The sequence below is a fragment of the Klenkia marina genome (assembly GCF_900101025.1).
Taxonomy (GTDB): domain Bacteria; phylum Actinomycetota; class Actinomycetes; order Mycobacteriales; family Geodermatophilaceae; genus Klenkia; species Klenkia marina.
In genome coordinates this window covers 82,759-107,623 of sequence record NZ_FMUH01000005.1, presented here as the reverse complement: position 1 = coordinate 107,623, position 24,865 = coordinate 82,759, and the positions used below count along the sequence as shown (strand labels likewise).

The window sequence follows — 24,865 nt, the reverse complement described above, 5'->3', positions numbered from 1 at the left end:
GGTGGGCCGGGGGCACGCGCGTTCAGGACAGGTGGCGCCCGACCCAGGCCGCGGCGGCCAGCGCGGCGTCGTCGGCACCCGGACGGCCCACGACCTGCAGGCCGAGCGGCCTCCCGTCGGGTGCCCGCAGCGCCGGCACCCCGACCTGCGGGGCGCCGATCGCCTGCCACGGCCGGCTGTGCAGCGGGTCCCCCGTCGCGGCGTGGCCGGCGGGCGCCGGACCCGGGGCCGCCGGGCACAGCAGGACGTCGTGGCCGGCCAGCAGCTCACCGAGGCGGTCGGCGGACGCGGCGACGGCGGCTCGGGCCGCCGCGTAGGCGTCCCCGGTGGTGGCGGCGCCGATGCGGAGCAGGGCGGCCAGGGGCTCGCTGAGGCGGTCGGCGCGGGCCAGCTCGGCGGCGCGGGTGCCGGCGGCCTCGTAGGCCATGACCACCGGGTGAGCCGCCGCGGCGTCGAGCACCCAGCGGTCGTCGGTCAGCCGGGTCGTCGTGGCCCCGGCACCGCGCAGCGCAGCCTCGGCCCGGTCGAGCGCCGCGGCCATGGCCGGGTCGACCGGGCCGAGGGACTGCCCGCCCCACACCAGCACCCGGGGCCGCACGGGCGCCGGGACCGCGACCCCGAGCAGCGCCGCCCAGGCCAGCGCGACGTCGGCGACGCCGGCGGCGAGGATCCCGTGGCTGTCCAGGCTGGGGGCCAGCCCGACCACGCCGCCGTCGCCGATCCCGCCGCGGGAGAGCACCAGCGAGGCGACGCCGCAGTAGGCGGCCGGGCGGGTCACCGACCCGGCGGTCTGCGAGCCGGTCGCGAGCGGGACCTGCCCGGCGGCGACGGCTGCGGCCGAGCCGCTGGAGGACCCACCGGGCGTGTGGCCGGGCGCGGCGGGGTTGTCGGTCGGACCGGGGGCGAAGTAGGCGAACTCGGTGGTGACCGTCTTGCCCAGCGGCAGCCCGCCGGCCGCGCGCCAGGCGGTGACGACCTCGGCGTCGACGTCCACCGGGCCGTCGTCGGCGCGCAGCACCGAGCCGCACCGGGTGGGCCACCCGGCCAGGTCGACGATGTCCTTGATCCCCATCGGCACGCCGCCGAGCGGACCGGTGGCCACCGGGTCGGGCGCGCGCACCTCCCCCACCCACGCCCGCACCTGCGCCTCGGTGGCGGCGATGCGGTCCACCGACCGGGCGACGGCGTCGGCGGGGGTGGTGCGGCCGGTCCGCAGGTCGGCCACGAGGTCGACCAGCGACCACGGCGCGTACCGGCTCACGGGGCGTCCCAGACCACGTCGGCCTCCCAGAACTCGATGCCGCTGGCCCCCACCGAGTGCCGCCATCCCGAGGTGCGGCGCAGCAGCGGCTCGACCCGGGCGGTCACCTCGTCGGCGGCGTCCGGGCCGTCGCGCGGCACCAGCCAATGCACCCAGTTGAGCTCGTTGCCCTCGGCGTCGTGGGTGAAGAGGTCGACGTGCTTCCAGCCCCAGCCGTGGGTGTCGGTGTAGCAGGTCAGCGTCATGCGGGTGTCGGTCATCGGGTCCTCCCGGCTGTCGCTCACGCCAGGGCCATCGCGGCCATGGCGACCACGGAGGCGGCGGCGGTGCCGACCTCCACGCGGGTCGTGGTGTCCCGGGTGCGCAGCACCCGCAACCAGGCATGCCCGGTGTGCGCGACGACGACGGCCAGGACGGCGAGGAGCACCCACCCGGCCGGGCCGGAAGCCATCGCACCGGTCATGCCGTCGCCGGCCACGTGGTGGTGCCCTGCCGATCCGCCCAGAGCGGGCAGCAGCAGCAGCGCTCCCATCGCGGCCAGGTGGAGCACCGGGTCGGCGCCGCTCCCCCGCCGCCACCGGTCGACCTGGACCACGACGGCGCCGGCGACCAGCAGGGCGCCCCAGGCCGGCGGCGCGAGCAGTCGACCGCCCAGCAGCATGGTGTCGACCATGGCCAGCAGCATCAACGCCATCGCCGCCCCGGTCAGGGCCTCGGTGCGCCGGCGGTGGGTGAGGTAGCAGCCGGTGCAGACCGCGGCCGGCGTCAGCGACGCCACCGCCATGGCCGTCGCCACGTCAGTGCCCCGAGCAGCAGCCGTCGGTGCCGGGCGTGCCGTGCCCGCGGACCGGGTCGGCCGGGACGTCCATCGCCGGGTTGCGGTCGAAGAAGTTCACCGGCAGCAGGTGGAAACCGGCCTTCTCCATCGGCATGACCGGCCAGTCCTCGGCGCGCGGCACGTGGGTGACGCCGACGGTGTGCCAGAGGACGACGTCGGTGTCGGCGACGGCGCGGTTGCCCGCCGTCCAGGCCGGGAGGCCGGAGCCGGCGCGGTCCTGGTGCGGGGCCTCGCCGGCGGCGCGCAGCTCGTCGGGCCGGTAGGGGGTGACCCAGATGTTCTTGGCGGCGAACCCGGCCCGCCGGGCGACGGTCGCCGACGGGTCGGCCAGGATCGTCGCCGACGCCCAGCCGGGCAGCAGCTTGTAGCCCACCGCCGAGCCCCAGGCGTTGCGCACGTGCTGGTTGGTGACCGTCCAGCTGCGGCTGCGGTGCGGGTCGGTCAGCCCGTCCCCGTCGTGCTCGCGCTCGATGACGGTGCGGGTGACGCCGATGGCGTTGCCGTGCGGGTTGGCCTCGCCCACCGGCACCGGGTGCGCGTCGTTCTGCACCACGGTGTTCTGCCAGCCGTCGACCTCCATGTCCAGCCGGAAGCCGAACAGGTGCTGGTGGTAGGTAGCGACGAGGTTGGGCCCCACCGGGCTGGCGTGCGGGGTGACCTCGCCGTCGGCGACCGCGCGGGGCTGCACGATGCCCAGCAGCTTGATCTCCACCTCGATCGAGGCGTCCTGGTAGAAGTTCCAGTAGAAGCCGTAGTGGTAGTTGCCGACCGTGGAGATCGCGCTGACCACCAGGCGCCGAGATCGGCGGACGTCGACCGCACCGGTCACCCAGTCGGTGTGCTTCCAGAGGATCCCGGCGTCCTCCTCGTGGATGCAGATCGCCTGGTCGATGGTGCGCGGCTCGCCGTCCTCGTCGCTCAGCACGGCGTCGAGGTAGACGATCTCGCCCTTGCAGTCGCAGCCCAGCCGCAGCGAGTTGGCCATGTTCCCCATGCCGTACTCGCCGGCGTCGAAAGCGCTGCGCCACCAGTGCTCGGGGCTGGGGTCGCCGTAGGGCACGACCATCTCCGACAGCGAGAGCCGGTGGGCGACCGAGCGCCACCGGTCGCCGTCGCGGTACTCGACGCCGTGCAGCACGAGCCCCTCGAGCGGGTGCATGCCGATGCGGAACCGCCACTTCTGCCAGTGCAGCACCGTGCCGTCGACGGTGAACCCGACGCCCTGGGGCTGGTGGATCTCCAGCGGGGCGACGTCGGTGCGCATGGGCCCGTTGGCCTCGGCGGTCCAGAGCATGTCCTGCTCGTTGAGCGGCCGCACACCGTGGTCGAGGACGTCGAGCACCTCGCCCTGGGTCACGTCGACGATCGCCACGACGCCCTCGATCGGGTGCGCGTAGCCGTTGTCCTCGGGGAAGTGCCGCAGGAACGAGGTGCCGCCGATCAGCCGTCGTCCCTCGACGCCGTACTCCTCGCGGTTGCCCAGCCCCCACGGGTCGATCTGCACCGTGGACAGGTCGGTGATGCCGCGCTCGGCCAGGGCGGCGACGTAGCGGGCGTCGGCCTTGACCAGCTCGGTCATCAGCTCGACCTCCGAACCGAGCATGGCCACGGTGCCCGCCGTGCGCAGGTGGGTCTCGACCACGGCGTCGGTGGTCAGGTCGACCACGACGTCCCACGAGGCGCCGGTGTCCTTGTCCAGCACCATCGCGCGGGCGCGGCGGGGGACGTCCTCGCCGGCGCGCAGCAGCGCCTTGTCCGGCTCCTCGGTGAAGACGGCGGCGAACGCGGGCCGGACGCCGACGGCGCCGTCGTCCCGCACGGCCTTGGTGGTGCGGGCGATCTCGTCGGCGGTCAGGGCGTCGAACAGGGGGTGGTGCACGGCGGTCCTCTTCTCACCGGGGGCGGGCCCGGGAACGGGGTCAGGAGAGCTCGATGACCAGGCGGTCGGTCTTGGCGCGCGACACGCACAGGGCCATCTCGCCCGCTCGGTCGGCCTCGGTGAGGCAGTTGTCGCGGTGGTCGGGCACGCCCTCGAGGACGGCGGACACGCACGAGCCGCAGACGCCCTCCTCGCAGGACTTGAAGACGTCGACGCCGCCCTCCTCCAGCACCGAGAGGATGCTGCGGTCGGCGGGCACCTCGAAGACCTCGCCGGTGTCGAGCTCGACGGTGAAGGCGGTGTCCGCGCTGGTGTCCACCTCGGCGGCGACGAAGTTCTCGGTGTGCACGTGCGCTGCCCCGACGACGGGGGCCAGGGCGGCGGTGACCTGGTCCATGAACCCGGTCGGGCCGCAGGTGTAGACGTGGCTGCGGGCGGTCAGGCCCACGGCCGCGGCGGCCAGGACGGCGGGCTGGTCGCCGCGGTGGACACCCAGGTGCAGCCCGACGCGGTGGCGGAACTCGGCGCGGTGGCGCAGCAGGTCGACGAACGCGGCCTCGGCCTCGGAGCGGGCGAAGTACAGGAGCACGAACTCCTCGTCACGGCTGTGCAGCTCGTAGGCCAGCGAGAGCAGCGGCGTGATGCCGATGCCGCCGGCGACCAGCAGGTGCCGGTCGGCGTCCTCGGCGACGCCGAGCAGGTTGCGCGGCTTGCCGATGTGCAAGCGGTCGCCGGCCTGCACCTCGTGCAGCGCCGAGGAACCGCCGCGGGAGCCCGGCTCCCGCTTGACCGCGATGAGCACCGAGGACGGGTCCTCGGGCGGGCTGCACAGCGAGTACTGGCGCAGCACGCCGGTGGGCCCGGTGACGTCGACGTGCGCCCCGGCCGGGTAGTTGATGGTGAAGGGCCGGTCGTCGGCGCGGACCAGCCGCAGGGTGCGGATGTCAGGGGTCTCCTCGACCACCTCGGCCACCCGCACCGTGACGCCCTCCGTCGCACCCGCAGCCGCGCTCACAGCAGGAACCCCGCGGCGGGCGGGGCGCCCTCGCTGTCCACCAGCCGCACCACCTTGCGCACGATCCGGTCGCCGGTCTCGGACAACCGGATGCGGTGCTCGACGTCGCCCACCCACAGGTCGTGCCGGCCGCGCTTGTAGGCGACCAGCACCTGCGCCGAGCGCAGCACGACCTCGTCGTCGGAGACGACCGCGGGGACGAAGCGCGAGACGGTGCGCACGGTGCGGGCGGCGTCGACGGCGGCCAGCGCGTGGCCCTCGGTCATCCGCACGATGCGCATCCGCCGCATGCGCGTGTCGTCGTAGACCATGTTGAGGACGTCGTCGAACTCCTCGACGCTGCCGTCGATCGGGACGACGTACGTGCCGTCCTCGGCGTACAGGGCGTCCCAGGCGGTGTAGTCGGCCCGGTCGAGCAGCTCGGCCTCGCGCCACACCAGCTCGATCGCCCGCACGACCCGGGGGTCGGTGAGCGGCACGCCGGCGACCGCCGTGCGCAGCGAGGTGGTCTCAGTCATCGCCCATCATCGCCTTCCACTGCGCGTACGCCGTGCGCATGCCGGTCTCGTCGGTCACGTGCGAGGTGGGCCAGCCCTCGGGGCTCGGGGTCTCGCGGGCCAGGCCGCGGTTGACCAGGATCGGCATCGTCGGGGCGGCCTGGGCCCCGCGCTGCACCCGGTCCCAGCCCTCGGCGTCGTCGGGGGTGCCGAACCCGAACGGGCCCTGGAAGTGCTCGTGGATGCGCAGCTTGGCCCGGTTCACCGGGTCGACCACCTCGGGCGGGCCGTCGGGGCCCAGCGCGATGTGCTCGATCTCGGTCTCGTCGACCGAGATCGGCCGCAGCACCCGCAGGAACGCCGCCGACATCGACACGTTCGGGAACAGGTTGAGGTTGAAGCCGGTGCCGTGCATGGCGTGCACGAGCTTGCGCACCGCGGCGTCGTCCAGACCGGTGCCCTTGAGCTCGGCGACCAGGTCGTCGAAGCGGGCCTGCAGCGGCTCGGTGCCGTCGTCGGCCGAGAGGTCGGAGTGGGTGGGCACCATCTGCATGACGCTGTGGCCGTGGCCCAGGTCGTGCGTGGTGCACGTCGGGTCGGTCATGAACGACATCATTTCGGCGGTCTCGGCGTCGACCGAGGCCATCCACGACCGGTGCACGATCGGGAAGTGGTAGCCGTCGGTGGTGTTCTCCAGCTGGATCTTCCAGTTGCCGCGGAAGCGGAACCGGTGCCGGCCGAGCACCTTCACCGGGTAGCCGCCACCGAGGCCGAAGAAGCGGTCGATCCAGAGCTTGACGTCGCCGAGGAAGTCGGTGAGCGGCTCGGCGTCGGGGTCGGCGGTGGCGAAGACCATGGCGCCGTAGCTCTCGGTGCGCAGCTTGCCCAGGGTGATGTCGCCCTTGGCCAGCACGCCCTCGTAGCCCTCGGGGTACGGGATGCCGCGCAGCTGACCGTCCAGGCTGTAGGACCACGCGTGGTACGGGCAGGTGAACCCGTTGGCCTGACCGCTGGGCTGCTCGCAGACGCTGGCGCCGCGGTGCCGGCACCGGTTGAGCAGCGTGTTGATCTCGCCCTTGCGGTTGCGCGCCACGATCACCGGCTGCCGGCCCACGTGCGTGGTCTTGAACGACCCGGGCTTCGGCACCTCGCTCTCGTGCGCCACCCACACCCACGAGCGCTCGAAGATGCGGGTCATCTCCAGCTCGAACAGGTCGGGGTCGGTGTACAGCCGGCCGGCGACCCGGTCGGGCAGCACCAGGTCGGCGGGCGTCTCGCCGTGGACGTCGAGGGCGTCCGGGGTCAGCTCGATGGTCATCGGCACTCCTGGAGGTGGTGGGTGGTCGGGGGTGCGCGTCTCAGCGCATCGAGATGCCGCCGTTGATGTCGACGGTCGCGCCGGTGATGTAGCCGGCGTCCTCGCGGCACAGGAAGCCGACGAGCTCGGCGACCTCCTCGGGCCGGCCGAGTCGGCCGACCGGGATGCCGGCGGTGGACCGGGCGAGCTCGGCGGGGTCCATGTCGTCCATGACCGGCGTGCGGACGGCGGCCGGCGCGACGGCGTTCACGGTGACGCCGGAGGCGGCGAGGTCCTTGGCGAAGACCTTGGTGAGCACGATGATGCCGGCCTTCGAGGCGGCGTAGTGCGCCCCGGCGATCAGCCCGCCCTGCTGCCCGGCGAGGGAGGCCATGTTGACCACCCGGCCGAAGCCGCGCTCGCGCATCGCCGGGGCCAGCTCGCGGGTGGCCACCAGGACGCTGCGCAGGTTGGTGGCCAGGACGTCGTCCCACTCGTCGAGCTCGATGTCCCACACCGAGCGGGGCACGGTGCGCCCGGCGTTGTTGACCAGCACGTCGGGGCTGCCGAGCTGGTCGGCCGCGTCGCGCAGCGCCGTGCGCAGCTCGACCGGGTCGGCGACGTCGGCGCGCACGCCGACCGCGGTGGCCCCGGTGGGGTCCAGCGCGGCGGCCGCGGCGGAGGCCGAGTCGCCGTCCAGGTCCAGCAGCGCGACCCGGTGGCCGGCCGTGTGCAGCGTGGTCGCGATGGCCGCACCCAGCCCGCGGCCGGCGCCGGTCACGACCGCGACGCGGTCACTCATTGCCGAAGAACAGGCCACGGCCCAGGCGGGCCTCGATGGTGTAGTACTTCCACAGCTGGACGTCGCCGACGCCCTGGTCGCGGATGATCGAGCAGACCGCCGCGACCGTGGCGTAGTCGGGGACGTCGGCCAGGATGTAGGCCGTCCACGGGAAGCCGGTGGACGGGCCGACCATCACCTCGTCGTCGTCCATGGTGCCCAGCACCCGCAGGCCGAACCGGCCGGTCAGGTCGGCGAAGGCCTCGCGGGTGGCGGTCACCAGCGCGGCGCGCTCGGGGGCGGCGGCGTCGAAGAAGGCGTCACGCACGCCGATGCAGAACAGCACCCGGATGCTGCTCCGGTCGCTGTCGCGGTAGTCGCTCACGGGGGTCCTCTCCTCGCACCGCCGGCGTCGTCGCCGGCGGTGCGAGGAGTGTCGGGAGCCACACCCGTCCGCGTCGAACATCAATAATCTGTCGGCCGCATCGCATCGTGCGATGCAGAGGAGGCGCCGTGAGCACCCGTCCGCGGTTCACGCTGGCCCAGCTGCAGTACTTCGTTGCTGCCGCCGAGACCGGCAACATCTCGCTGGCCGCGGCCGGTCTGCACACCTCGCAGTCGGGGATGTCGACGGCGATCCAGCGGCTGGAGCGCGACCTGGGCTGCGCGCTGTTCGTGCGCCACCACGCCCGCGGCATCTCGCTGACCGCCGACGGCCGGCTGCTGCTGGACCGGGCCCGCGCGCTGCTGCGCGACGCCGGCGAGCTGCAGGACCTCGGCCGCCAGCTGCACGCCTCGGCCGACGGGGCGCTGAGCGCCGGGGTGTTCGCCACGCTCGCCCCGTTCTTCGTCCCGCGGGTGCTGCCCACCCTGCGCACCCGGCACCCCGGGCTCACCGTGGCGGTGCTCGAGGCCGACCAGACGGCGCTGCAGGCGGCGCTGCGGGCGGGCACCTGCGACATCGCCCTGACCTACGGCCTCGACGTCGCCGAGGACATGCAGTTCACCGAGGTCGCCCGGTCCCGGCCCTACGCGCTGGTCTCGCCGCGGCATCCGGTGGCCGGGCAGGCGCAGGCCGGCCTGGCCGAGCTGGCGCAGCGCCCCATGGCGCTGCTCGACCTGCCCGAGCTCAGCCACCTGATGCTCGGCATGTTCGCCGCGGCCGGGGTGCCGCTGCCCGAGACCTCGCGCACCACCTCGTTCGAGACGCTGCGGGCGCTGGTGGCGGCCGGGGACGGCTTCGCCATCGTCAACCGCCGCCCGCGCCCGGCCGACGCCGCCGACGGCACCGGCCTGCGCACCGTGGAGGTCGCGGACGCCCCGGCCGTCCCCGTCGGTCTGCTGCAGGCCGCCTCGGTGCGCCGCAACCACCGCATGCAGGTCTTCGCCGACGCGTGCGCCGCGGTCGCCGTCCAGGTCTCGGACCCGAGCCGCAGCTGAACCGGTTGCATCGTGCTCCGCGATGCAGGGCATCGGCACAAGCCGTTGTCGCACCGGGGCCGTGACGTCCAACACTCCTCGGCATCCCGGACGCACCCGCGTCCCTCCTGCCCCGGAGAGGTCCCGCATGGACGACGTCGCGGTCCCCCCAGCTGCCTCCACCACCACCGACGGCACGCAGACCGGACACGGTCTGCGCGGCTCGATCGGCGTGGTCGGCATCGTGTTCCTCGTGGTGGCCGCGGCCGCCCCGCTCACCGCCATCGGCGGCGCCCTGCCGGTCATGCTGGCCGCCGGCAACGGCCCCGGGAACCCGATGTCCTTCGTCGTGGCCACCGTCGTGCTGCTGCTGTTCAGCGTCGGCTACGCCGCGATGAGCCGACACGTGGTCGACGCCGGCGCCTTCTACGCCTACATCACCCGGGGGCTCGGTGACCGCCTGGGCACCGGCGCCGCCGGGCTGGCCCTGCTGGGCTACACCGCCATCCAGGCCGCCGTCTACGGGTTGGCCGGCGCCACCGCGCAGGGCCTCGCCGTGCAGCACCTCGGCCTGGACCTGCCCTGGTGGGTGTGGTCGCTGCTGCTGCTGGTCCTGGTCGGACTGCTCGGGTACCGCAACATCGACGTCGGCACCAAGGTGCTCGGGGTCGTGCTCACCCTCGAGGTCGCCGTCGTGACCGTGATGGCCGTGGCGGTGCTCGTGCAGGGCGGGGCCGACGGGCTGGACCTGCAGCCCTTCACCCTCGGCGCGTTCTTCGACGGCGCCCCCGGCATCAGCATCATGTTCGCGATCGCATCGTTCGTCGGCTTCGAGGCCACGGCCATCTACGGCGAGGAGGCCCGCGACCCGCAGCGCACGGTGCCCAGGGCCACCTACGCCGCCGTCGTGCTCATCGGGGCCTTCTACGCCTTCGCCAGCTGGGCGGTCGTCATGGCCCTGGGCACCGACCAGGCCGCCGCGGCCGCGCAGGCCGACCCCTCGGCCGGGCTGATCTTCGGGATCGCGACCCAGTACGTGGGCACCCCGCTGACCGACGCGATGGGCGCGCTGCTGCTCACCAGCCTGTTCGCCGCGCTGCTGGCCTTCCACAACGCCATCGCCCGCTACCTGTTCTCCCTCGGCCGCCAGGGCCGGGTGCCCGCCTCGCTGGCCACCTCGCACCCCCGGCACGGCTCCCCCGCCCGCGGCTCGCTGGTGCAGACGGTCTGCGCGCTGGTGCTGATGTCCCTGTTCGTGGCTGCCGGAGCCGACCCGATCCTGCAGGTGTTCACCTGGGCCTCGGGCGTGGCGACCGTCAGCGTGCTGGTGCTGCTCGTGCTCACCAGCGTCGCCGTCCTGGCCTTCTTCCACCGCGAGCGGCTGGACACCCGCACCTGGCACACCCGGGTGGCCCCGGCGCTGGGCACCGTCGCCCTGGTCGCCGTCCTCGCGCTCGTGCTCACCAACTTCACGACGCTGATCAGCGGGTCGGCCGGCCTGGCCACCGTGCTGCTGGCGCTGGTGGCGGCGGTGTTCGTCGGCGGGGTCGTGGTGGCCGGTGTGCAGGGCCGCACCCCGATCGCGGGGGGGCACCGGCGATGAGCACCGCGACCGTGACCCCCGAGCAGCAGGCGTTCCGCGGTGCGATGGCCCACCTGTCCGCCGCGGTCAACGTGGTCACCACCGACGGGCCGGGAGGCCGCGCCGGGATCACCGTCAGCGCGGTCTGCTCGGTGACCGACAGCCCGCCCACCGTGCTGGTCTGCGTCAACCAGTCCAGCTACACGCACGACATCTTCCGGCGCAACGGGCGCATCTGCGTGAACGTGCTCGGCGCCGAGCACGAGGAGCTGGCGATGCACTTCGCGGGCGCCACGAAGATCCCGATGGAGGAGCGCTTCGGCTGGCAGATCTGGGACCACGACACCGCCGAGGTCCCGATCCTGCGCGACGCCCTGGTGGCCCTGGTCGGCCGGATCACCGGGCACACCGTCCGCGGCTCGCACTCGGTGCTCTTCGTCGCCGTCGAGCGAACGGTCGTCCGCGACGACACGGCCGGGCTCGTCTACTTCCAGCGCCAGTTCCACCGGCTCGGCGGCCCCACCGCCACCACCGCCTGATCCCTGCAGAGAAGGAACGAGGCACCGCCATGACCGCCACCCTGTCCGCCGGTTCGCCGGACCTGACCCTCCCGCCCACCCCGCTCGAGGTGGCCCTGGCCGCCGTCGTCGAGCGGCGCGAGGAGTTCCGCGCCCTGGGCCACGTGCCGCGCGACGTCGTCGACCTGTTCAAGGCCGCCGGGGTCTACCGCGCCGCCACCCCCCGCCGGTTCGGCGGCGACGCGCTGCCGCCGGCGGAGTTCCTGGGCGTCGTCGAGCGCATCGCCACCGCCGACGGTTCTGCCGGCTGGGTGGCCAGCTTCGGGTCGGCCCAGGTCTACCTGGCCGCGCTGCCGCTGGAGACCCAGGCCGAGCTGTTCGCCGACGGCCCCGACCTCTGCTTCGCCGGCGGGCTGTTCCCGATCCAGCCGGCCACGCCGACTGAGCGCGGCTTCCTGGTCGAGGGCCGGTGGAAGTGGGCCAGCGGCTGCATGGGCGCCGACGTGCTCGGGGTCGGCATCCCCGGTGACCCCTCCACCGAGGGCAAGCCGCGCACCGCGCTGCTGCGACCGGACCAGGTGGAGATCGTCCAGGACTGGGACGTCGTCGGGATGGCCGGCACCGGGAGCTACGACGTCGTCGTGCGCGGGGTCGAGGTGCCCCGGGAGCGCACCTTCATCCGCGGCGGGCAGCCCACCGTCGACGAGCCGCTCTACCGCTACCCGGCGCTGGCCTACGCCGCGCAGGTGCTGGCCGTCGTCGGCCTGGGCATCGGGCGGGCCGCACTGGACTGGGCGCGCGAGGTCGGCGGCGGCGGCACCGGCGCCACCGGTGCCCCCAAGCTCGCCGACCGGGCGTACTTCCGCACCGCCGTCGCCGAGGCCGAGGCCCGGCTGCGCGGCGCCCGCGCCTTCTTCTACGAGGCCGCCGAGGAGGCCTACGCCACCGTGCTGGACGGCGACCCGGTGACCGACGAGCAGAACGCGCTGCTGCGGCTGTCGGCCACGCACGCTGCACGGGCCGGGTCGGAGGCGGTGCGGGCGGTCTTCGACATCTCGGGCACCAACGCCATCTACAGCGACCACCCGTTGCAGCCGCTGGTGCGCGACTCGATGGTGCCGACCCAGCACGCGTTCCTCGGCCCGGCCATGTACGACGCCGCGGGCGCCGTGCTCATGGGCCTCCCTGCGACCGTGCCGGCCTTCCGGTGAGCCACGCCGACCCCGTCGTCGCCGAGCTCGTCCGCGAGGTGGCGTCCCTGCGGGCGGCGACCGAGGCCCTGCGCGCGGAGGCCGAGGCCCGCCGGCTGCTCGCCCGCTACATGTTCCTGTGCGACAGCCCGCTGCCCGAGCCGGGCATGGACGACCACCAGCGCGCCCGCGCGATCGGCGAACTGTTCACCGACGACGCCGTGTGGGAGGGCGTGGGTGCCACCCAGAACCAGGCCTTCGGCCGGCACGTCGGTGGGGACGCCGTCGCCGCGCACATGCTGCGCTTCTACACGGCGGCGAACCCCGAGCAGGTGTTCAACACCCACTACCTGACCGCCGAGCAGCTGCGCGCCACACCCGAGGGGGCCGAGGGCAACTGGGTGCAGTTCCAGCCGTGGATGTACGACGACGGCACCGCCCAGCTGCGCTCCAGCCGGTTGCACGTCCGCTTCCGGCCCACCGACGCGGGCTGGCGGATCTGCGGCTACCGCACCGAGAACCTCTTCGTCGCCGCGCTCCCCGACCGGTGGTGGAGCTCGGCGATCCAGGAGTCGGTCCTCATGGGGCCGGCGTGAGGGCCGCACGGGCCGACGAACGCCCGCCGGGCATGGCCCGGATCGCCTTCGCCGCCGGGTTCGGCACGGCGTTGGAGTTCTACGACTTCGCCATCTACGGCACCGCGGCTGCGCTGGTCTTCAACCAGGTCTTCTTCGTCACCGGGGACGCCTGGTTCGGCACCTTCATCAGCCTGGCCACCTTCGCCATCGGTTTCCTCATGGCCCCGCTGGGCGCCGTGCTCTTCGGCTGGCTCGGCGACCGCAGAGGGCGCCGCTACTCCCTCGTCCTGTCCTTCTCCGCGATGGGGCTGTCCACCGTCGCCATGGGGTTGCTGCCCTCCTACGCCGTGGTCGGCGCGCTGGCACCGATCACGCTGATCGCCCTGCGCATGGTGCACGGCCTGGCCCGCGGCGGGGAGAACGTCGGTGCCGCGGTGTTCGCCACCGAGCACGCACCCGAGCACCGGCGCGGCCTCTACGGATCCTTCGTCGCGATGGGCTCACCGATCGGCGCCATGATGGCGAACGGGGCGTTCGCCCTGGTGCTCCTGATGCCCGAGGACACCGTCGTGACCTGGGGCTGGCGGTTGCCGTTCCTGGTCGGCGGGGTCGTGCTGGTGGTCGGGCTCTGGGTGCGGCGCAACGTGGCCGAGACCCCGGAGTTCCAGGAGATGGCCGCCCAGGCCGCCGCCGTCGCCGACCGGGCACCGGCGCCCCTGCCGCTGGCGCAGGTGCTGCGCACGAACGGCCGCACGGTGCTGCTGGCCGCCGGGGTCAACATCGGCCTCACCGCGAGCACCTTCGCGTTGACCACGTTCATGCTGTCCTACGCGACGGCCGCGGCCCCCGAGGGGCTCGGGCTCCCCCGCGGTCCGGTCGTGCTCGTCTCCCTGCTGGGGCTGGCCTGCCACGCCCTGATGAACGTGGCGTCGGCCGCCCTGTCGGACCGGCTGGGACGACGCCCGGTGATGATGTTCGGCGCCGCGCTGTCGGTGCCGGCCGCCCTGGCCGTCTTCCCGCTCAGCGGGCAGGGCACCGTGGGTTCGGTCGCTCTGGCCGTGGTGCTGGGCTTCAGCGCCACCGGCGTGCTGTTCGGACCGCTCTACTGCTTCTTCGCCGAGCTGTTCCCCCGCGAGCAGCGCCAGTCCGGGGCGGGTCTGGCCTACCACCTCGGCGGCGTGCTCGGTGGCGGCATCTCCCCCCTCGTCGCCAACCGCATCATCAGCGGCACGGGCGACGCCTGGAACGTCGGCTACTACCTGGCCGGCCTGCTCGTGGTCTCCCTGCTGTGCCTGCTCGCGCTGCCGGAGACCGCTCCCGTCCGCCGGACCCGGCCGACGGTCCCCTCGAAGGACGGAGCACCGGTATGAGCACCGGCTACCTGTGGCACGAGGTCTTCGGTTGGCACGACACGGGCAGCGGGCCGCTGTTCCCGGCCGACCCCGCCATCGGCATCGCGCCGATGCCGCACCTGGCCAACAGCGACACCAAGCGCCGGATGCACGAGCTGGTGGCGGTGTCCGGGCTGCTCGACCACCTGACCCGCATCGAGGGGCGCCCCGCGACCCGCGAGGAGCTGCTGCGGGTGCACACGCCCGAGCACGTCGACCGGATCGTGGCGGAGAGCGCGTCCGCGCGGGGCGGGGACGCCGGCGACGGGTTCTCCGCCTTCGGCCGCGGCGCCTACGAGGTGGCCGCCCTGGGGGCCGGATCGGCGATCGCGATGACCGAGGCGGTGGTCTCCGGGCGGGTCGACGACGGGTACGCGCTGGTGAACCCGGCCGGGCACCACGCCGTCGCCGGGACCGGCATGGGCTTCTGCATCTTCAACAACGTGGCGGTGGCCGCCCGGCACGCCCAGGCCGAGCTCGGCGTGGAGCGGGTCGCGATCGTGGACTGGGACGTCCACCACGGCAACGGCGCGCAGGCGATCTTCGCCGCGGACCCGTCGGTGCTCACCCTGTCGGTGCACCAGGCCAACTGCTTCCCGCCGGACTCCGGGCACCTGCACCAGCGCGGCGAGGGCGCCGGGCACGGCTACAACCTGAACGTCCCGCTGCCACCGGGGTGCGGCGACGGCGCGTACGGCTACCTGGCCGAGACCGTCCTCGCCCCGGCACTGGCGGCGTTCGAGCCCGACCTGGTCATCGTGGCCAGCGGGTTCGACGCCGGGGCCATGGACCCGCTGGCCCGGCAGATGGTGACCAGCACCGGTTTCGCCCACCTCGTCGACACCGTCCGCGACGCCGCAGCCAGCAGCCCGCAGGGCCGGCTGGTCATGGTGCAGGAGGGCGGCTACAGCCCCCTCTACGTGCCCTTCTGCGGGCTGGCCACGATCTCGGCGCTGGCGGGCGTGCACGTGCTCGACGACCCGGTGCTGCCGATCGTGGCCGCCCAGGGCGGCGCCGACCTGCTCCCGCACCAGCGGGAGGCCGTCGACGCGGCGGCCGCGCTCGTGGCCGACCTCCGCGCGGCCGCTCCGACGGTCTGAGCACCACCGCCACCCGAACCCGTACGTCCACCACCCACCCAGAGGAGACCCCATGCCCACCGCCGACGAGGCAGTCGCCCAGGCCGCCGTCGACACCCTGACCGGCCCCACCGCGCCCGACTCCCCCGCCAGCCCCACCGCAGTGGACTCCGGAGCCTCGGCCAGCGCGTCCTTCCGCTCGACCGACCAGTACTCCAGCGCCGGCCTCACCGCCGACGCCGCCCGGGTCGACACCCTTGCCCGCGCGCTGCTGGGCGCCGTGCACTCGGTGATCACCGAGCACGAGGTCACCTACCCCGAGTTCCAGGCCGCCAAGAAGTGGCTGATGGACGTCGGTGAGGGCGGCGAGTGGCCGCTGTTCCTCGACGTCTTCGTCGAGCACGCCGTCGAGGCCGTCGCCGCGAAGCACCAGGAGGGCACCGTCGGCACCATCCTCGGCCCCTACTACCTGCCCGACCAGGTGCAGCTCTCCTCCCCCGCCACCCTGCCCGCCCGTCCCGACGAGGCCGGCACGCCGCTGGCCTTCCGCGGCCAGGTCACCGACACCACCGGCGCTCCCGTGCCCGGTGCCGTGCTCGACATCTGGCAGGCCGACGAGCAGGGCTACTACTCCGGTTTCGCCCCCGACATCCCGGCCGGGAACCTGCGCGGCGTGGTCACCGCCGACGAGCAGGGCTGCTTCGAGATCCGCACCATCCAGCCCGCGCCCTACCAGGTGCCCACCGACGGCCCCACCGGCGCGCTGATCTCGGCCGCCGGCTGGCACCCGTGGCGCCCGGCCCACCTGCACCTGCTGGTCAGCGCCCCGGGTCGGCGCACCGTCACCACCCAGCTCTACTTCGCCGGCGGCGAGTACCTGGACTCCGACGTCGCCGAGGCGGTCAAGCCCGAGCTGGTCCTCGACCCCACGGACGTCGGCGACGGCACCCGCGAGGTCACCTACGACTTCGTGCTCGAGAACGCCTGACGATGCTGTTCCACGTCCGCATGGACGTCGCCGTCCCGCACGACCTGGACGCCGACGTCCGGGCCGAGCTGGTGGCCACCGAGAAGGCCCGCGCGCTGGAGCTCCAGCGCGCGGGCACCTGGGTGCACCTGTGGCGCGTCGTCGGCCAGTACTCGAACATCTCGGTCTTCGACGTCGCCGACGCGACCGAGATGCACGACCTGCTGTGGTCGCTGCCGTTGTTCCCCTACATGCAGGTGCAGGTGACGGCCCTGACCGAGCACCCCTCCGCCCTGTCGGCGCAGCGGTGAAGGTCGAGTCGGTCGAGGCGATCCCGTTCTCGATCCCGTTCACCAAGCCCGTGCGGTTCGCCAGCGGGCAGGTGGAGGTGGCCGACCACGTGCTGGTGCGGGTGCGCACCAGTGACGGGGTGACCGGGGTGGCCGAGGCGCCGCCCCGGCCCTACACCTACGGCGAGACGCAGACCTCGATCGTGGCGGTGGTCGAGCAGCTGTTCGCCCCGGCCGTGGTCGGGCTGCCGCTGCTGGCCCGGGAGCAGGTGCGTGCCCGGGTCGGGCGCACCGTCGGCAACCCCACCGCGAAGGCCGCCCTGGACATGGCGCTGTGGGACGCCTGGGGGAAGACCTGCGGCCGGCCGGTGCACGAGCTGCTCGGCGGGTTCACCGACTCCCTCGCCGTCAGCCACATGGTCGGGTTCGACGAGCCCGCCGCGATGGTCGCCGAGGCCGAGCGGGTGCGGGACACCTACGGCATCACCTCGTTCAAGGTGAAGGTCGGCCGGCGTCCGGTGCACGCCGACGTCGCCGTCGTCCGGGCCCTGCGGGCCGGGCTCGGCGAGGACGTCGAGCTCTACCTCGACGGCAACCGCGGCTGGACGGCGGCCGAGGCGGCGCAGGCGCTGCGCATGCTCGACGACGTCGGCCTCTCGCGGGTCGAGGAGCTGGACCCCGCCGACGACGTACTGGCCCGACGGTGGCTGGTGCAGCGCTGCCCGGTGCCCTACGTCGCCGACGAGAGCGCACCGACCGCCGCCGACGTGACCCGCGAGGTGCTCGGCGGCTCGGCGACGATGGTGAGCATCAAGACCGCCCGCACCGGGTTCACCGACTCGACGCAGGTGGCCGGGCTGTGCGAGGGCCTGGGCGTGCCGGTCGCCCTGGGCAACCAGGTCGACGGCTCGATCGGCTCGGCGTGCGCCCTGGCGTTCGGGGCGTCACGGCGCAGCACCTCGCTCCTGCCGGCGGAGCTGTCGAACTGGCTGGACCTCGCCGACGACCTGCTCACCGAGCCGCTGACCATCGCCGAGGGTCGCATGGCCGTGCGCGGTGGGCCCGGTACCGGCATCGAGGTCGACGAGGAGAAGCTGGCCCGCTTCCGCACCGACGGCTGACCGGAGGCGTGGGTGGCGTCGGGCCCGTGGTCGACGTCGGGGCAGGGATGCCGCTCAGCACCGAGCGGTTGCTCGTGCGCCCGTTCCGCATGACCGACCTGGCCGACTTCCTCGCCTACCGGGGCCACCCCGACGTCCGTCGCCACCTGCCCGGCCCGGCGATGGACGACGAGGCCGCCGAGCGGTACGTCGCCGCCCGGGCCGCGATGACCGGGACCGAGCGGGACGCCTGGCACGGGTGGGCGGTCGAGCACCGGGGCGGAGCGACGGGTGATCGGTGACGTCGGTGTGCACCTGCCCGCCGACGACCCGCCCCGCGGCGACGTCGGCTTCCAGTTCGCCCCGACCCACCACCGCCGGGCTACGCCACCGAGGCCGTCGGCGCGCTGTGCCGCCACCTGCTGGGTCGGGCCGGCCTCGCCTGCCTGACGGCCAGCTGCGACGACGCGAACCGGGGCTCGCAGGCGGTGCTGCGGGCGGTCGGCATGACCGAGGTGCCCGCTCGCACGACGGCGACGCGCACCTTCGAACTGACCACCGGCCGCTGACGACCCGGTCGTCGATCAGCGGCGGAGGATCCGCCGGGCAGCGGCGGTCAGCTCGGCGACCAGCTCCTGGTCCACGCCGGCGTGCGCGATGAGCTCGACGCTGCGGTGCAGGGCGTCGTCGGCGACGGGGACGCCGACCACGCCCTCGGCCGTGCGGTCGGCGATCGAGGTCGGGACCAGGGAGATGCCGAGCCCGGCCCCGACGTAGGCGGCGACCAGCAGGTAGTCGTCGCTGCGGGCCCGGGCGCGGGGGCGGAACCCGCAGGCGGCGGCCGCCGCGCGCAGCAGCAGCTCGATCGGCTCGTCGGGCTGGGCGGACAGGATCCAGTCCTCGTCGGCCAGGTCCTCCAGCTCCACCCCGGCCAGCGTCCCGGCCAGCCGGTGCCCGGCCGGGACCAGCAGGCTCAGCGGCTCCTCGACCAGCAGGCTGCGCTCGCACCCGGGCGGGAGCGGGCGGCGGTCGGCCTCGGAGGTGTAGACCACCGCGGCGTCCACCCGCAGCTCGGCGAGGTCCCGGCGCAGCACCGCGACCTCGGCCTCGCGCACGGTGATGCGCACCCCCTGCTCGCGGGACCACGCCAGCAGGTGCGGGAGCAGGAGCAGGCCGGCCGACGGGTAGATGCCCAGCACCACCCGGCGGCGCCGGTCGCGCACGAACGCCCGCACCTCCTCCAGGGCCCGCTCGCTGCGCCCCAGGACCGACCGGGCGTGCGGCAGCAACTGCTCCCCCGCCGGGGTCAGCCGGGTGCCGGTCGGCGTGGCGGCGACCGCCGGTGCGCCCAGCTCGCGGGCGAGTCCCCGCAGGTGGTGGGTGACGGTCGGCTGGCTCCACCCGAGCCCGACGGCGGCCCGGGAGACCGAGCCGGTGTCGGCCACCGCCCGCAGGGCGGCCAGCTGGCGGAGGTCGAGCACCCGGGATGCATACCAGGTATGGAGCGATGCACGGAAGACGCTCTGGTGCCTGGGGACCCGGGTTGGTGACGATGTCGCGGCCGGGCGGCAGACCCCGGCGCAGGGCTCGAGGAGAGGGCGACATGACCGCAGTGACCGAGCTGGCCGGCGTCGACGGGCAGGCGGGGCCGTCCCGGGCGCAGCTGTCGCGGGCCGAGCTGGCCGTGCTGGACGCGATCGACGAGCAGGGCGTCGTCGACGAGCTCGTGCGCTCGATCCGGGTGCCGAGCACCACCGGCTCGGACGCCGAGTCCGAGGCCCAGCACCAGCAGGCCGCGCAGCTCGCCCAGCTCGGGTTCGACGTCGACACCTGGTCGCTGGACCTGCCCGCCCTGGCCGCCCACCCGGCGTTCCCCGGCACCGAGGCTCCTCGCACCGAGGGCTGGGGCGTCGTGGGTGTGCTCGGCCCGGCCGGGGTGCCGGCGCTGGTGCTGCAGGGGCACGTCGACGTCGTCCCCACCGGCGACCTGGACAAGTGGGTGGACCGCGCCCCCTTCAGCGGCGCGGTGCGCGGCGGGGCGGTGCACGGCCGCGGCGCCTGCGACATGAAGGCCGGCTGCGCGGCCAACCTGGGGGTGGCCCGGGCGCTGGCCGCCTCCGGGGTCCGGCTGGAACGGCCGTTCGCGGTGCACTCCGTCGTCGGCGAGGAGGACGGCGGCCTGGGGGCGTTCGCGACGATGCTGCGCGGGCACCGGGGCGACGCCGCGGTCATCACCGAGCCCACGAGCGGCCGGGTGCTGGTGGCCAACGCCGGCGCGCTGACCTTCCAGCTCACCGTCGACGGCCGGGCCGCGCACGGCAGCACCCGGATGGCCGGCCACAGCGCGATCGAGGCGTTCCTGCCCGTCCTCGCCGCGCTCACCGAGCTGGAGCGCGAGCGCAACGCCGACCCGCACGCGCTGTTCGTCGACCACGAGCTGCCGTACCCGATCTCGGTGGGCACGCTGCGGGCCGGCGACTGGGCCAGCAGCGTGCCCGACGTGCTCGTCGCCGAGGGCCGCATGGGGGTGCAGCTCGGCGAGGCGCCGGAGGACGCCCGGGACGCACTGCGCCGCGCGCTCGACGAGGCCGCCGTGGCCGACCCGTGGCTGCGCGACCACCCGGTGCGGCTGGCGTGGACCGGTGGCCAGTTCGCCAGCGGCCAGCTCGTCGCGGGGCACCCGCTCATCGGTGAGGTCGGCCGCGCCGTCCAGGACGTCGAGGGCCGCGAGGCGACGACGGCGGCCGCGCCCTACGGCAGCGACCTGCGGCTGTACACCGGGCTCGGCGGCATCCCGACGCTGCAGTACGGGCCCGGCGACGTCCGGTTCGCGCACGCGCCGCGGGAGCAGGTGGGCATCGAGGAGCTGCTGCGCACCACCCGCACCCTCGCCGTCCTCGCCGCCCGCCGCTGCGGCGCCCACCTCTAGACCCGGGTACCGATCCGGGCGGTCAGCCCACCCGGAAGACGGGCCAGCCGATCTCGGTGCGCCAGGCGGCGGGGTCGGGGGTGTCCCGCGGTCCCACGCGGTAGACCTCCCGCACCGGGCCGGACACCGCCATCGCGTTCTGCAGCACCCAGGTGCCGAGCTCCCCGTATGTGACCTCGACGCCGTCGTGCTCGCCGTGGTGGGTGGCGACGGCGAGCTCGGCGGCCGGCAGCGTCACCGGGTGGACCCGGCCGGTGCGCGGTGGCTCGAGCGTGGGCAGGTACAGCACCGCGTGCCCGCGTTCCTCCTCGAACAGGGCGTCGTCGTAGGTGCCACCCGCGGGCCCGGTGACGGCGTCGCCGACGGCCGCCTCCAGCTCGGCCAGCGCACCGGCGAACCACGACCCGACGTCCCGGGCCTCGACGTCGGCCTGGATGGCCGCGACCGTCCGGGCGGGCTCGGCCCGCAGCTGGACCTCGATCGGGGCCGGGTCGGGTTCGAGCAACCGCTGCAGCGACACGACCGCCGTCCGGGTGCGCTCGAGCTGGTCCTCCAGCCGGCGCAGGTGCTCGCCGACCAGGCCGGCCCGCACCCGGGGGTCGGCGGTGCGCAGGATCCGCCGGACGTCGTCGAGCGGGACGTCGAGCTCGCGCAGCCGGTGGATCACCTGCGCCGTCGGGATCTGGTCGACGCGGTAGTACCGGTAGCCGGTGACCTGGTCGACCACGGCGGGTTCGAGCAGGGATGCCTCGTGGTAGCGGCGCAGGCTCCGCACGCTCAGGTGGGTCAGCCGGGAGAGCTCGCCGATGGTCAGCACCCCTCCAGCCTGGACCCTCCCCCAGGGGGAGGGTCCAACGCTTGACCCTCCCGCGGGGGTACGCCGGAGGGTGCTGCCATGACCGACACCACCGACACCCCGTCCCTGCAGCTCCCGACCGTCGTCCGCGACTTCTTCGCCGCGCACGTCGTCCACGACGCAGACGCCGCCGACCGCTACCTGACCGACGACGTCGTCGTCGTCGACCAGGACGAGACCTTCCGCGGTCGCGAGGCGGTGCACGCGTTCGTGCGCGACGCTGGCGCCGAGTTCGAGTACACGACCGAGCAGTTGGCCGCCCACCGCGTCGACGACACCCACTGCGTCCTGACCGTGCGGCTCGAGGGCTCTTTCCCCGGCGGCACCGCCGACCTCGACTACCGCTTCACCCTCCGCGGTGACCGCATCGCCGAGGTCGTCATCGGGAACCACGAGTCGTGAGCGACCCCGCATCGAACCAGAGGGTGTGACCCGGCCGAGCGCGCGCCACGCGGGCCGGGACGGGTCGGCGCCAGGTCAGCTGGACGTCGTGTCGTACCGGGAGCGCAGATGGGCGAGCAGTTCCGGCGTCGCTGACCGCCCGGCGGCCACGGCGTCGTGGACGTCGCGGAAGTACTGCTCGTACCCGGCCGGCGTGTACATGCACAGCGCGCGGGCCGGCTCCCCGGTGTCGTTGCGGTAGCCGTGGACGGTGCCCCGGAGCGCGGCGGCGACGTCGCCCGGTCGCAGCACGACGTCGTCGGCGGCGGTGCTCAGCGTGAGCTCGCCCTGGAGGACGACGAAGTACTCGTCGTGGGAGTGGTGCACGTGCGGGCGGGCGCCGACCGTGCGCGGCGGCAGGGTGAACTCCTCGAGGCCCAGCCGGCCGCCGGTCTGCGCGGCGGTCAGCGCGAACAGGTGCTGGATCCCCCCGGCGTCGATGACCTCGCCCTCGCCGACCCGCACGACCAGCGGTGGGGTCCCGTCCACGGAGTGCGCCACGGAGCGACCGTAGCCCGGGTCGGCGCACCGGACACGAGCCGGTGACGTGGTCGGGCGGTGCGAGGTCGGGTCAGAAGGGCGGTGGGTCGGTGACCGGGTCGTGGGGTGCTGTCGGCGTCGCAGGCACGGGCGACCTGGCGGCAGCCCGGAACCGAGGGTGACCATCGGGGCTGGGGGTCAGCCGGGGCCGGGGGTCAGTCGGGGCTCGGGGTCAGTCATGCGTGCGGTGCCCGGCCAGCAGGTCGGCGTGGTGGACGGCCGCGACGTCGGGGTGGGCGCGCAGCCGGGCCTTGAGCAGGTTGTCCCCGAACGTGCCGGAGATGACGTTGGCCGGGTCCTGGCTGACGCCGGTGGCCTGGCGCCGGAGCTCGGCCGGCAGGTCGATCGTCGGCATCGTCGAGTCCAGCGCAGGGTTGAAGAAGAACGGGATCGACAGCCGGGTGTCCCCGGGGGCCGGGGACACGACGCGGTGCACGGTGGCCCGCAGGTAGCCGTCGGTGGCGTGCTCGAGCAGCTCGCCGATGTTCACCACGAACGCGTCGTCCACCGCCGGGGCGTCGACCCACCCGTCGTCGGTCTGCACCTGCAGGCCGGCCTTGCCCGGCTCGACCATCAGCAGGGTCAGGACGCCGGGGTCCTTGTGCGCCCCGACGCCCTGCCCGCGCTGCTCGCGACCGGGGTAGCGGACCAGCTTGACGAGCGTGGAGGGCCGGTCGCCGAAGGCGCTGTCGAACACGTCGGGCGCACTGCCCAGGGCCGCCGCCCACGACCGCACCAGGCGCCGCGCGACCGCGGTGCAGCGGGCCTCCCAGTCGGTGAACACCTCGCGCAGCGTCGGCAGCGCCGCGGGCCACTGGTTCGGCCCCTCCAGCCGCATGTACGCCGGCGCGCCCGGGTCGTCGACGGCGTCGCGCTCGGCGGCGATGTCGATCTGCTCCCGCCAGTCGACCTGGCCCTGGGTGAGCTCGCCGCCGGTGCGGGTGTACCCCCGGAAGTGCGGGCTGCGGGTCATCTCGACCGCCTGCTTGTCCGCCAGGGGCAGGTCGAAGAACCGCTGGGCCTCGGCGAAGGCGCGGGCGGTGACCTCCGGCGGGATCCCGTGCCCCACGAGGTAGAAGAAGCCCACCTCGTGGGTGGCGGCGCGGAGCTGGTCGCCGAACCCGGCGGCGGCCTCCTCCCCCTGGTCGAGCAGGGACAGGTCCAGGACGGGCAGGGTCGTGGTGCTCACGATCGTCCTCCAGGGGTGGGGCGGTGCCCTCAGACCAGCGCCGTGCCGATCAGGCCGCGCCGGGTGACGAGCGCGGTCAGCTCCGCCTCGTCGAGGTCGTCGGTGCCGGCCGGGCGGCGCGGCAGGACCATGTAGCGGGACTCGGCCGAGGCGTCCCAGACCGCGATGCCGGTGTCCGGCGGCACGGTCACCCCGAACTCCGCCAGCACCGACCGCGGGTCCCGCACGACCCGCGACCGGTAGGCCTCGGACTTGTACCAGCTCGGCGAGGGCCCGAGCAGCGCGATCGGGTAGCAGCTGCACAGCGTGCAGACCAGCACGTTGTGGACGTCGTCGGTGTTGGCCACGACCTTCAGCCGCTGCTCCTGCAGGCCGCCGGCCATCGACAGCCCGACCTCGGGCAGGACCGCGTTCGCGTCGTCGAGCAGGCGGGCGCGGAAGCCGGGGTCGACCCAGGCGCGGGCGACGACCCGCGCGCCGTTCGCCGGCGTGCCCCCGGCGGCGAACTCGTCGATGCGCTGGTCGATCTCCCCGGGGCCCAGCAACCCCCGCTCCTCGAGCAGGGCCTCCACCCGGCGCACCCGCGCCGAGATGTCCGAGCTGTGGTGCTCGCCGCTCATGCCGGACCCTCCAGGTGGTCGTGCCACAGCTCGACGGTCACGGTGTGCTCGCCCGCGCCGAAGAGGTCCGCCGCCCGGAACCGCACGTGGTAGACGGGCTGGGGTGCCACGTCCAGGCCGCGGGCCCGGTCGTCGGCCAGCGGGTGGTGCCCCGCGACCTCGACCACCGTGCCGGTCGCCCCGCGGGCGTATCGGGGCAGCCTGCTGTGGCCGTCGCGGTCGGCGGCCCGGGTGCGCACCCGCGTGCCCGGGGCGAACGCCGCCCGCGTCACGGCGCCGTCTCCTCGCGGGCCAGCACGCCCTTCTCGGCCAGCAGGGTGGTGATCGCCGCGAACCACCGTTCGTAGTACGAGGACCCGAGGAACTCAGCGACCGGCAGCCGTTCCTGGGCGTCGCGGAACTCGTCGAGGTTGTAGATCCCCCGCTTGATGAGCGCACCGTTCAGCGCGAAGACGTGCGCCTCCCAGTCCTCGTGGAAGCGGGGCTCGTCGGGCTCCTCGACGATCGCCGGGAATCCGGTCATCCCGCCCACGTCGTTGATCCTGCTCATGGCCTCCGACGCTAGTCCGGGAGCGGGCCGTGCGGTAGGACGTCCGACGGGTCGACAT

Annotated in this window: 28 protein-coding genes and 1 pseudogene; 13 read left to right on the top strand and 16 right to left on the bottom strand. The window is 74.3% G+C overall.

Annotated elements, in window-relative coordinates; all coding sequences use genetic code 11:
* Nucleotides 1-22: 22 nt before the first annotated feature.
* Genes BLP29_RS14935 through BLP29_RS14895 form a run of 9 tightly spaced genes read right to left on the bottom strand, consistent with a single transcriptional unit; the run spans nucleotide 23 to nucleotide 7,953 of the window.
* A complete protein-coding gene (locus tag BLP29_RS14935) occupies nucleotides 23-1,261 on the bottom strand; it encodes an amidase family protein (RefSeq protein ID WP_207798517.1) in 1,239 nt (412 codons plus the stop codon).
* Nucleotides 1,258-1,545 (bottom strand): hypothetical protein, encoded by a 288-nt coding sequence (locus BLP29_RS14930; protein ID WP_207798516.1) that lies wholly within the window; start codon nucleotides 1,543-1,545, stop codon nucleotides 1,258-1,260. The genes BLP29_RS14935 and BLP29_RS14930 overlap by 4 nt, the downstream gene beginning before the upstream one ends.
* The gene (locus tag BLP29_RS14925) at nucleotides 1,542-2,057 is read right to left on the bottom strand and encodes a hypothetical protein (protein ID WP_133379188.1); all 516 of its coding nucleotides are present in this window, start codon (nucleotides 2,055-2,057) and stop codon (nucleotides 1,542-1,544) included. The genes BLP29_RS14930 and BLP29_RS14925 overlap by 4 nt, the downstream gene beginning before the upstream one ends.
* A 1-nt stretch (nucleotide 2,058) precedes the next feature.
* Nucleotides 2,059-3,978 (bottom strand): primary-amine oxidase, encoded by a 1,920-nt coding sequence (locus BLP29_RS14920; protein ID WP_092805873.1) that lies wholly within the window; start codon nucleotides 3,976-3,978, stop codon nucleotides 2,059-2,061.
* Nucleotides 3,979-4,018: 40 nt separating this feature from the next.
* The gene (locus BLP29_RS14915; RefSeq protein ID WP_243469992.1) at nucleotides 4,019-4,993 is read right to left on the bottom strand and encodes a PDR/VanB family oxidoreductase; all 975 of its coding nucleotides are present in this window, start codon (nucleotides 4,991-4,993) and stop codon (nucleotides 4,019-4,021) included.
* Nucleotides 4,990-5,511 (bottom strand): aromatic-ring-hydroxylating dioxygenase subunit beta, encoded by a 522-nt coding sequence (locus tag BLP29_RS14910; RefSeq protein WP_092805871.1) that lies wholly within the window; start codon nucleotides 5,509-5,511, stop codon nucleotides 4,990-4,992. Before BLP29_RS14910 ends, BLP29_RS14915 begins: the two co-directional genes overlap by 4 nt.
* Nucleotides 5,504-6,808 (bottom strand): aromatic ring-hydroxylating oxygenase subunit alpha, encoded by a 1,305-nt coding sequence (locus tag BLP29_RS14905; RefSeq protein WP_092805869.1) that lies wholly within the window; start codon nucleotides 6,806-6,808, stop codon nucleotides 5,504-5,506. Before BLP29_RS14905 ends, BLP29_RS14910 begins: the two co-directional genes overlap by 8 nt.
* 40 nt (nucleotides 6,809-6,848) lie before the next feature.
* Nucleotides 6,849-7,589 carry an SDR family NAD(P)-dependent oxidoreductase gene (locus BLP29_RS14900; protein WP_092805867.1) on the bottom strand — a complete coding sequence of 247 codons (741 nt, stop codon included), beginning with the start codon at nucleotides 7,587-7,589 and terminating at the stop codon, nucleotides 6,849-6,851.
* Nucleotides 7,582-7,953, bottom strand: coding sequence for a hypothetical protein (locus BLP29_RS14895; protein WP_092805865.1), 372 nt, complete (start codon nucleotides 7,951-7,953; stop codon nucleotides 7,582-7,584). The genes BLP29_RS14900 and BLP29_RS14895 overlap by 8 nt, the downstream gene beginning before the upstream one ends.
* A 128-nt stretch (nucleotides 7,954-8,081) precedes the next feature.
* On the opposite strand from BLP29_RS14895, the gene BLP29_RS14890 reads away from it, so the two are divergent.
* The 11 genes and pseudogenes from BLP29_RS14890 (at nucleotide 8,082) to BLP29_RS21925 (ending at nucleotide 18,251) form a co-directional block, all read left to right on the top strand.
* The gene (locus BLP29_RS14890) at nucleotides 8,082-9,008 is read left to right on the top strand and encodes a LysR family transcriptional regulator (protein ID WP_133379186.1); all 927 of its coding nucleotides are present in this window, start codon (nucleotides 8,082-8,084) and stop codon (nucleotides 9,006-9,008) included.
* Nucleotides 9,009-9,135: 127 nt separating this feature from the next.
* Nucleotides 9,136-10,590 carry an APC family permease gene (locus tag BLP29_RS14885; protein WP_092805860.1) on the top strand — a complete coding sequence of 485 codons (1,455 nt, stop codon included), beginning with the start codon at nucleotides 9,136-9,138 and terminating at the stop codon, nucleotides 10,588-10,590.
* The gene (locus tag BLP29_RS14880) at nucleotides 10,587-11,108 is read left to right on the top strand and encodes a flavin reductase (protein ID WP_092805858.1); all 522 of its coding nucleotides are present in this window, start codon (nucleotides 10,587-10,589) and stop codon (nucleotides 11,106-11,108) included. Before BLP29_RS14885 ends, BLP29_RS14880 begins: the two co-directional genes overlap by 4 nt.
* A 29-nt stretch (nucleotides 11,109-11,137) precedes the next feature.
* Nucleotides 11,138-12,298 (top strand): acyl-CoA dehydrogenase family protein, encoded by a 1,161-nt coding sequence (locus BLP29_RS14875; protein ID WP_092805856.1) that lies wholly within the window; start codon nucleotides 11,138-11,140, stop codon nucleotides 12,296-12,298.
* On the top strand, nucleotides 12,295-12,873 hold the full coding sequence (locus BLP29_RS14870; RefSeq protein WP_207798515.1) for a nuclear transport factor 2 family protein: 579 nt from the start codon (nucleotides 12,295-12,297) through the stop codon (nucleotides 12,871-12,873). Before BLP29_RS14875 ends, BLP29_RS14870 begins: the two co-directional genes overlap by 4 nt.
* Nucleotides 12,870-14,225, top strand: coding sequence for an MFS transporter (locus tag BLP29_RS14865; RefSeq protein ID WP_243469991.1), 1,356 nt, complete (start codon nucleotides 12,870-12,872; stop codon nucleotides 14,223-14,225). The genes BLP29_RS14870 and BLP29_RS14865 overlap by 4 nt, the downstream gene beginning before the upstream one ends.
* Nucleotides 14,222-15,346, top strand: a complete 1,125-nt coding sequence (locus BLP29_RS14860; RefSeq protein WP_092805854.1) for a class II histone deacetylase — start codon at nucleotides 14,222-14,224, stop codon at nucleotides 15,344-15,346. The genes BLP29_RS14865 and BLP29_RS14860 overlap by 4 nt, the downstream gene beginning before the upstream one ends.
* A 52-nt stretch (nucleotides 15,347-15,398) precedes the next feature.
* Nucleotides 15,399-16,313 (top strand): dioxygenase family protein, encoded by a 915-nt coding sequence (locus tag BLP29_RS14855; RefSeq protein ID WP_092805852.1) that lies wholly within the window; start codon nucleotides 15,399-15,401, stop codon nucleotides 16,311-16,313.
* 2 nt (nucleotides 16,314-16,315) lie between these two features.
* A complete protein-coding gene (gene catC, locus BLP29_RS14850; RefSeq protein ID WP_092805850.1) occupies nucleotides 16,316-16,603 on the top strand; it encodes a muconolactone Delta-isomerase in 288 nt (95 codons plus the stop codon).
* The gene (locus BLP29_RS14845) at nucleotides 16,600-17,703 is read left to right on the top strand and encodes a mandelate racemase/muconate lactonizing enzyme family protein (RefSeq protein WP_092805848.1); all 1,104 of its coding nucleotides are present in this window, start codon (nucleotides 16,600-16,602) and stop codon (nucleotides 17,701-17,703) included. Before catC ends, BLP29_RS14845 begins: the two co-directional genes overlap by 4 nt.
* 47 nt (nucleotides 17,704-17,750) lie before the next feature.
* Nucleotides 17,751-18,251, top strand: a pseudogene (locus BLP29_RS21925) (GNAT family N-acetyltransferase).
* A gap of 15 nt (nucleotides 18,252-18,266) precedes the next feature.
* Here BLP29_RS21925 and BLP29_RS14830 read toward each other — a convergent pair.
* On the bottom strand, nucleotides 18,267-19,163 hold the full coding sequence (locus BLP29_RS14830; RefSeq protein ID WP_092805842.1) for a LysR family transcriptional regulator: 897 nt from the start codon (nucleotides 19,161-19,163) through the stop codon (nucleotides 18,267-18,269).
* 122 nt (nucleotides 19,164-19,285) lie between these two features.
* On the opposite strand from BLP29_RS14830, the gene BLP29_RS14825 reads away from it, so the two are divergent.
* Entirely contained in the window at nucleotides 19,286-20,611 is a 1,326-nt protein-coding gene (locus tag BLP29_RS14825) for an ArgE/DapE family deacylase (protein ID WP_092805840.1), read from the top strand.
* Nucleotides 20,612-20,633: 22 nt separating this feature from the next.
* Here the strand turns inward: BLP29_RS14825 and BLP29_RS14820 are convergent, their stop codons facing one another.
* Entirely contained in the window at nucleotides 20,634-21,428 is a 795-nt protein-coding gene (locus BLP29_RS14820) for a MerR family transcriptional regulator (RefSeq protein WP_092805838.1), read from the bottom strand.
* 78 nt (nucleotides 21,429-21,506) lie between these two features.
* Between BLP29_RS14820 and BLP29_RS14815 the strand changes: the two genes are divergently transcribed.
* Nucleotides 21,507-21,869, top strand: a complete 363-nt coding sequence (locus tag BLP29_RS14815; RefSeq protein ID WP_092805836.1) for a nuclear transport factor 2 family protein — start codon at nucleotides 21,507-21,509, stop codon at nucleotides 21,867-21,869.
* Nucleotides 21,870-21,944: 75 nt separating this feature from the next.
* Here the strand turns inward: BLP29_RS14815 and BLP29_RS14810 are convergent, their stop codons facing one another.
* From BLP29_RS14810 to BLP29_RS21915, 5 genes are all read right to left on the bottom strand, one after another.
* Complete coding sequence (locus BLP29_RS14810; protein WP_165839395.1) at nucleotides 21,945-22,409, bottom strand: cupin domain-containing protein; 465 nt, start codon at nucleotides 22,407-22,409, stop codon at nucleotides 21,945-21,947.
* A 211-nt stretch (nucleotides 22,410-22,620) separates the two neighbouring features.
* Nucleotides 22,621-23,637, bottom strand: a complete 1,017-nt coding sequence (locus BLP29_RS14805; RefSeq protein WP_092805832.1) for an isopenicillin N synthase family dioxygenase — start codon at nucleotides 23,635-23,637, stop codon at nucleotides 22,621-22,623.
* Between the two features lie 29 nt (nucleotides 23,638-23,666).
* Nucleotides 23,667-24,257: a nitrile hydratase subunit alpha gene (locus BLP29_RS14800; RefSeq protein ID WP_092805830.1), complete on the bottom strand. Its 591-nt coding sequence runs from the start codon at nucleotides 24,255-24,257 to the stop codon at nucleotides 23,667-23,669.
* Nucleotides 24,254-24,529 (bottom strand): SH3-like domain-containing protein, encoded by a 276-nt coding sequence (locus BLP29_RS21920; RefSeq protein ID WP_207798514.1) that lies wholly within the window; start codon nucleotides 24,527-24,529, stop codon nucleotides 24,254-24,256. Before BLP29_RS21920 ends, BLP29_RS14800 begins: the two co-directional genes overlap by 4 nt.
* Nucleotides 24,526-24,807 (bottom strand): SH3-like domain-containing protein, encoded by a 282-nt coding sequence (locus BLP29_RS21915; RefSeq protein WP_092805826.1) that lies wholly within the window; start codon nucleotides 24,805-24,807, stop codon nucleotides 24,526-24,528. The genes BLP29_RS21920 and BLP29_RS21915 overlap by 4 nt, the downstream gene beginning before the upstream one ends.
* Nucleotides 24,808-24,865 lie beyond the last annotated feature (58 nt).

Coding starts and splice junctions, on each gene's coding strand:
- catC (WP_092805850.1), top strand. CDS start 16,316: ATGCTGTTCCACGTCCGCATGGACGTCGCCGTCCCGCACGACCTGGAC.
- BLP29_RS14825 (WP_092805840.1), top strand. CDS start 19,286: ATGACCGCAGTGACCGAGCTGGCCGGCGTCGACGGGCAGGCGGGGCCG.
- BLP29_RS14860 (WP_092805854.1), top strand. CDS start 14,222: ATGAGCACCGGCTACCTGTGGCACGAGGTCTTCGGTTGGCACGACACG.
- BLP29_RS14900 (WP_092805867.1), bottom strand. CDS start 7,589: ATGAGTGACCGCGTCGCGGTCGTGACCGGCGCCGGCCGCGGGCTGGGT.
- BLP29_RS14815 (WP_092805836.1), top strand. CDS start 21,507: ATGACCGACACCACCGACACCCCGTCCCTGCAGCTCCCGACCGTCGTC.
- BLP29_RS14855 (WP_092805852.1), top strand. CDS start 15,399: ATGCCCACCGCCGACGAGGCAGTCGCCCAGGCCGCCGTCGACACCCTG.
- BLP29_RS21915 (WP_092805826.1), bottom strand. CDS start 24,807: ATGAGCAGGATCAACGACGTGGGCGGGATGACCGGATTCCCGGCGATC.
- BLP29_RS14880 (WP_092805858.1), top strand. CDS start 10,587: ATGAGCACCGCGACCGTGACCCCCGAGCAGCAGGCGTTCCGCGGTGCG.
- BLP29_RS14910 (WP_092805871.1), bottom strand. CDS start 5,511: ATGACTGAGACCACCTCGCTGCGCACGGCGGTCGCCGGCGTGCCGCTC.
- BLP29_RS14885 (WP_092805860.1), top strand. CDS start 9,136: ATGGACGACGTCGCGGTCCCCCCAGCTGCCTCCACCACCACCGACGGC.
- BLP29_RS14905 (WP_092805869.1), bottom strand. CDS start 6,808: ATGACCATCGAGCTGACCCCGGACGCCCTCGACGTCCACGGCGAGACG.
- BLP29_RS14875 (WP_092805856.1), top strand. CDS start 11,138: ATGACCGCCACCCTGTCCGCCGGTTCGCCGGACCTGACCCTCCCGCCC.
- BLP29_RS14800 (WP_092805830.1), bottom strand. CDS start 24,257: ATGAGCGGCGAGCACCACAGCTCGGACATCTCGGCGCGGGTGCGCCGG.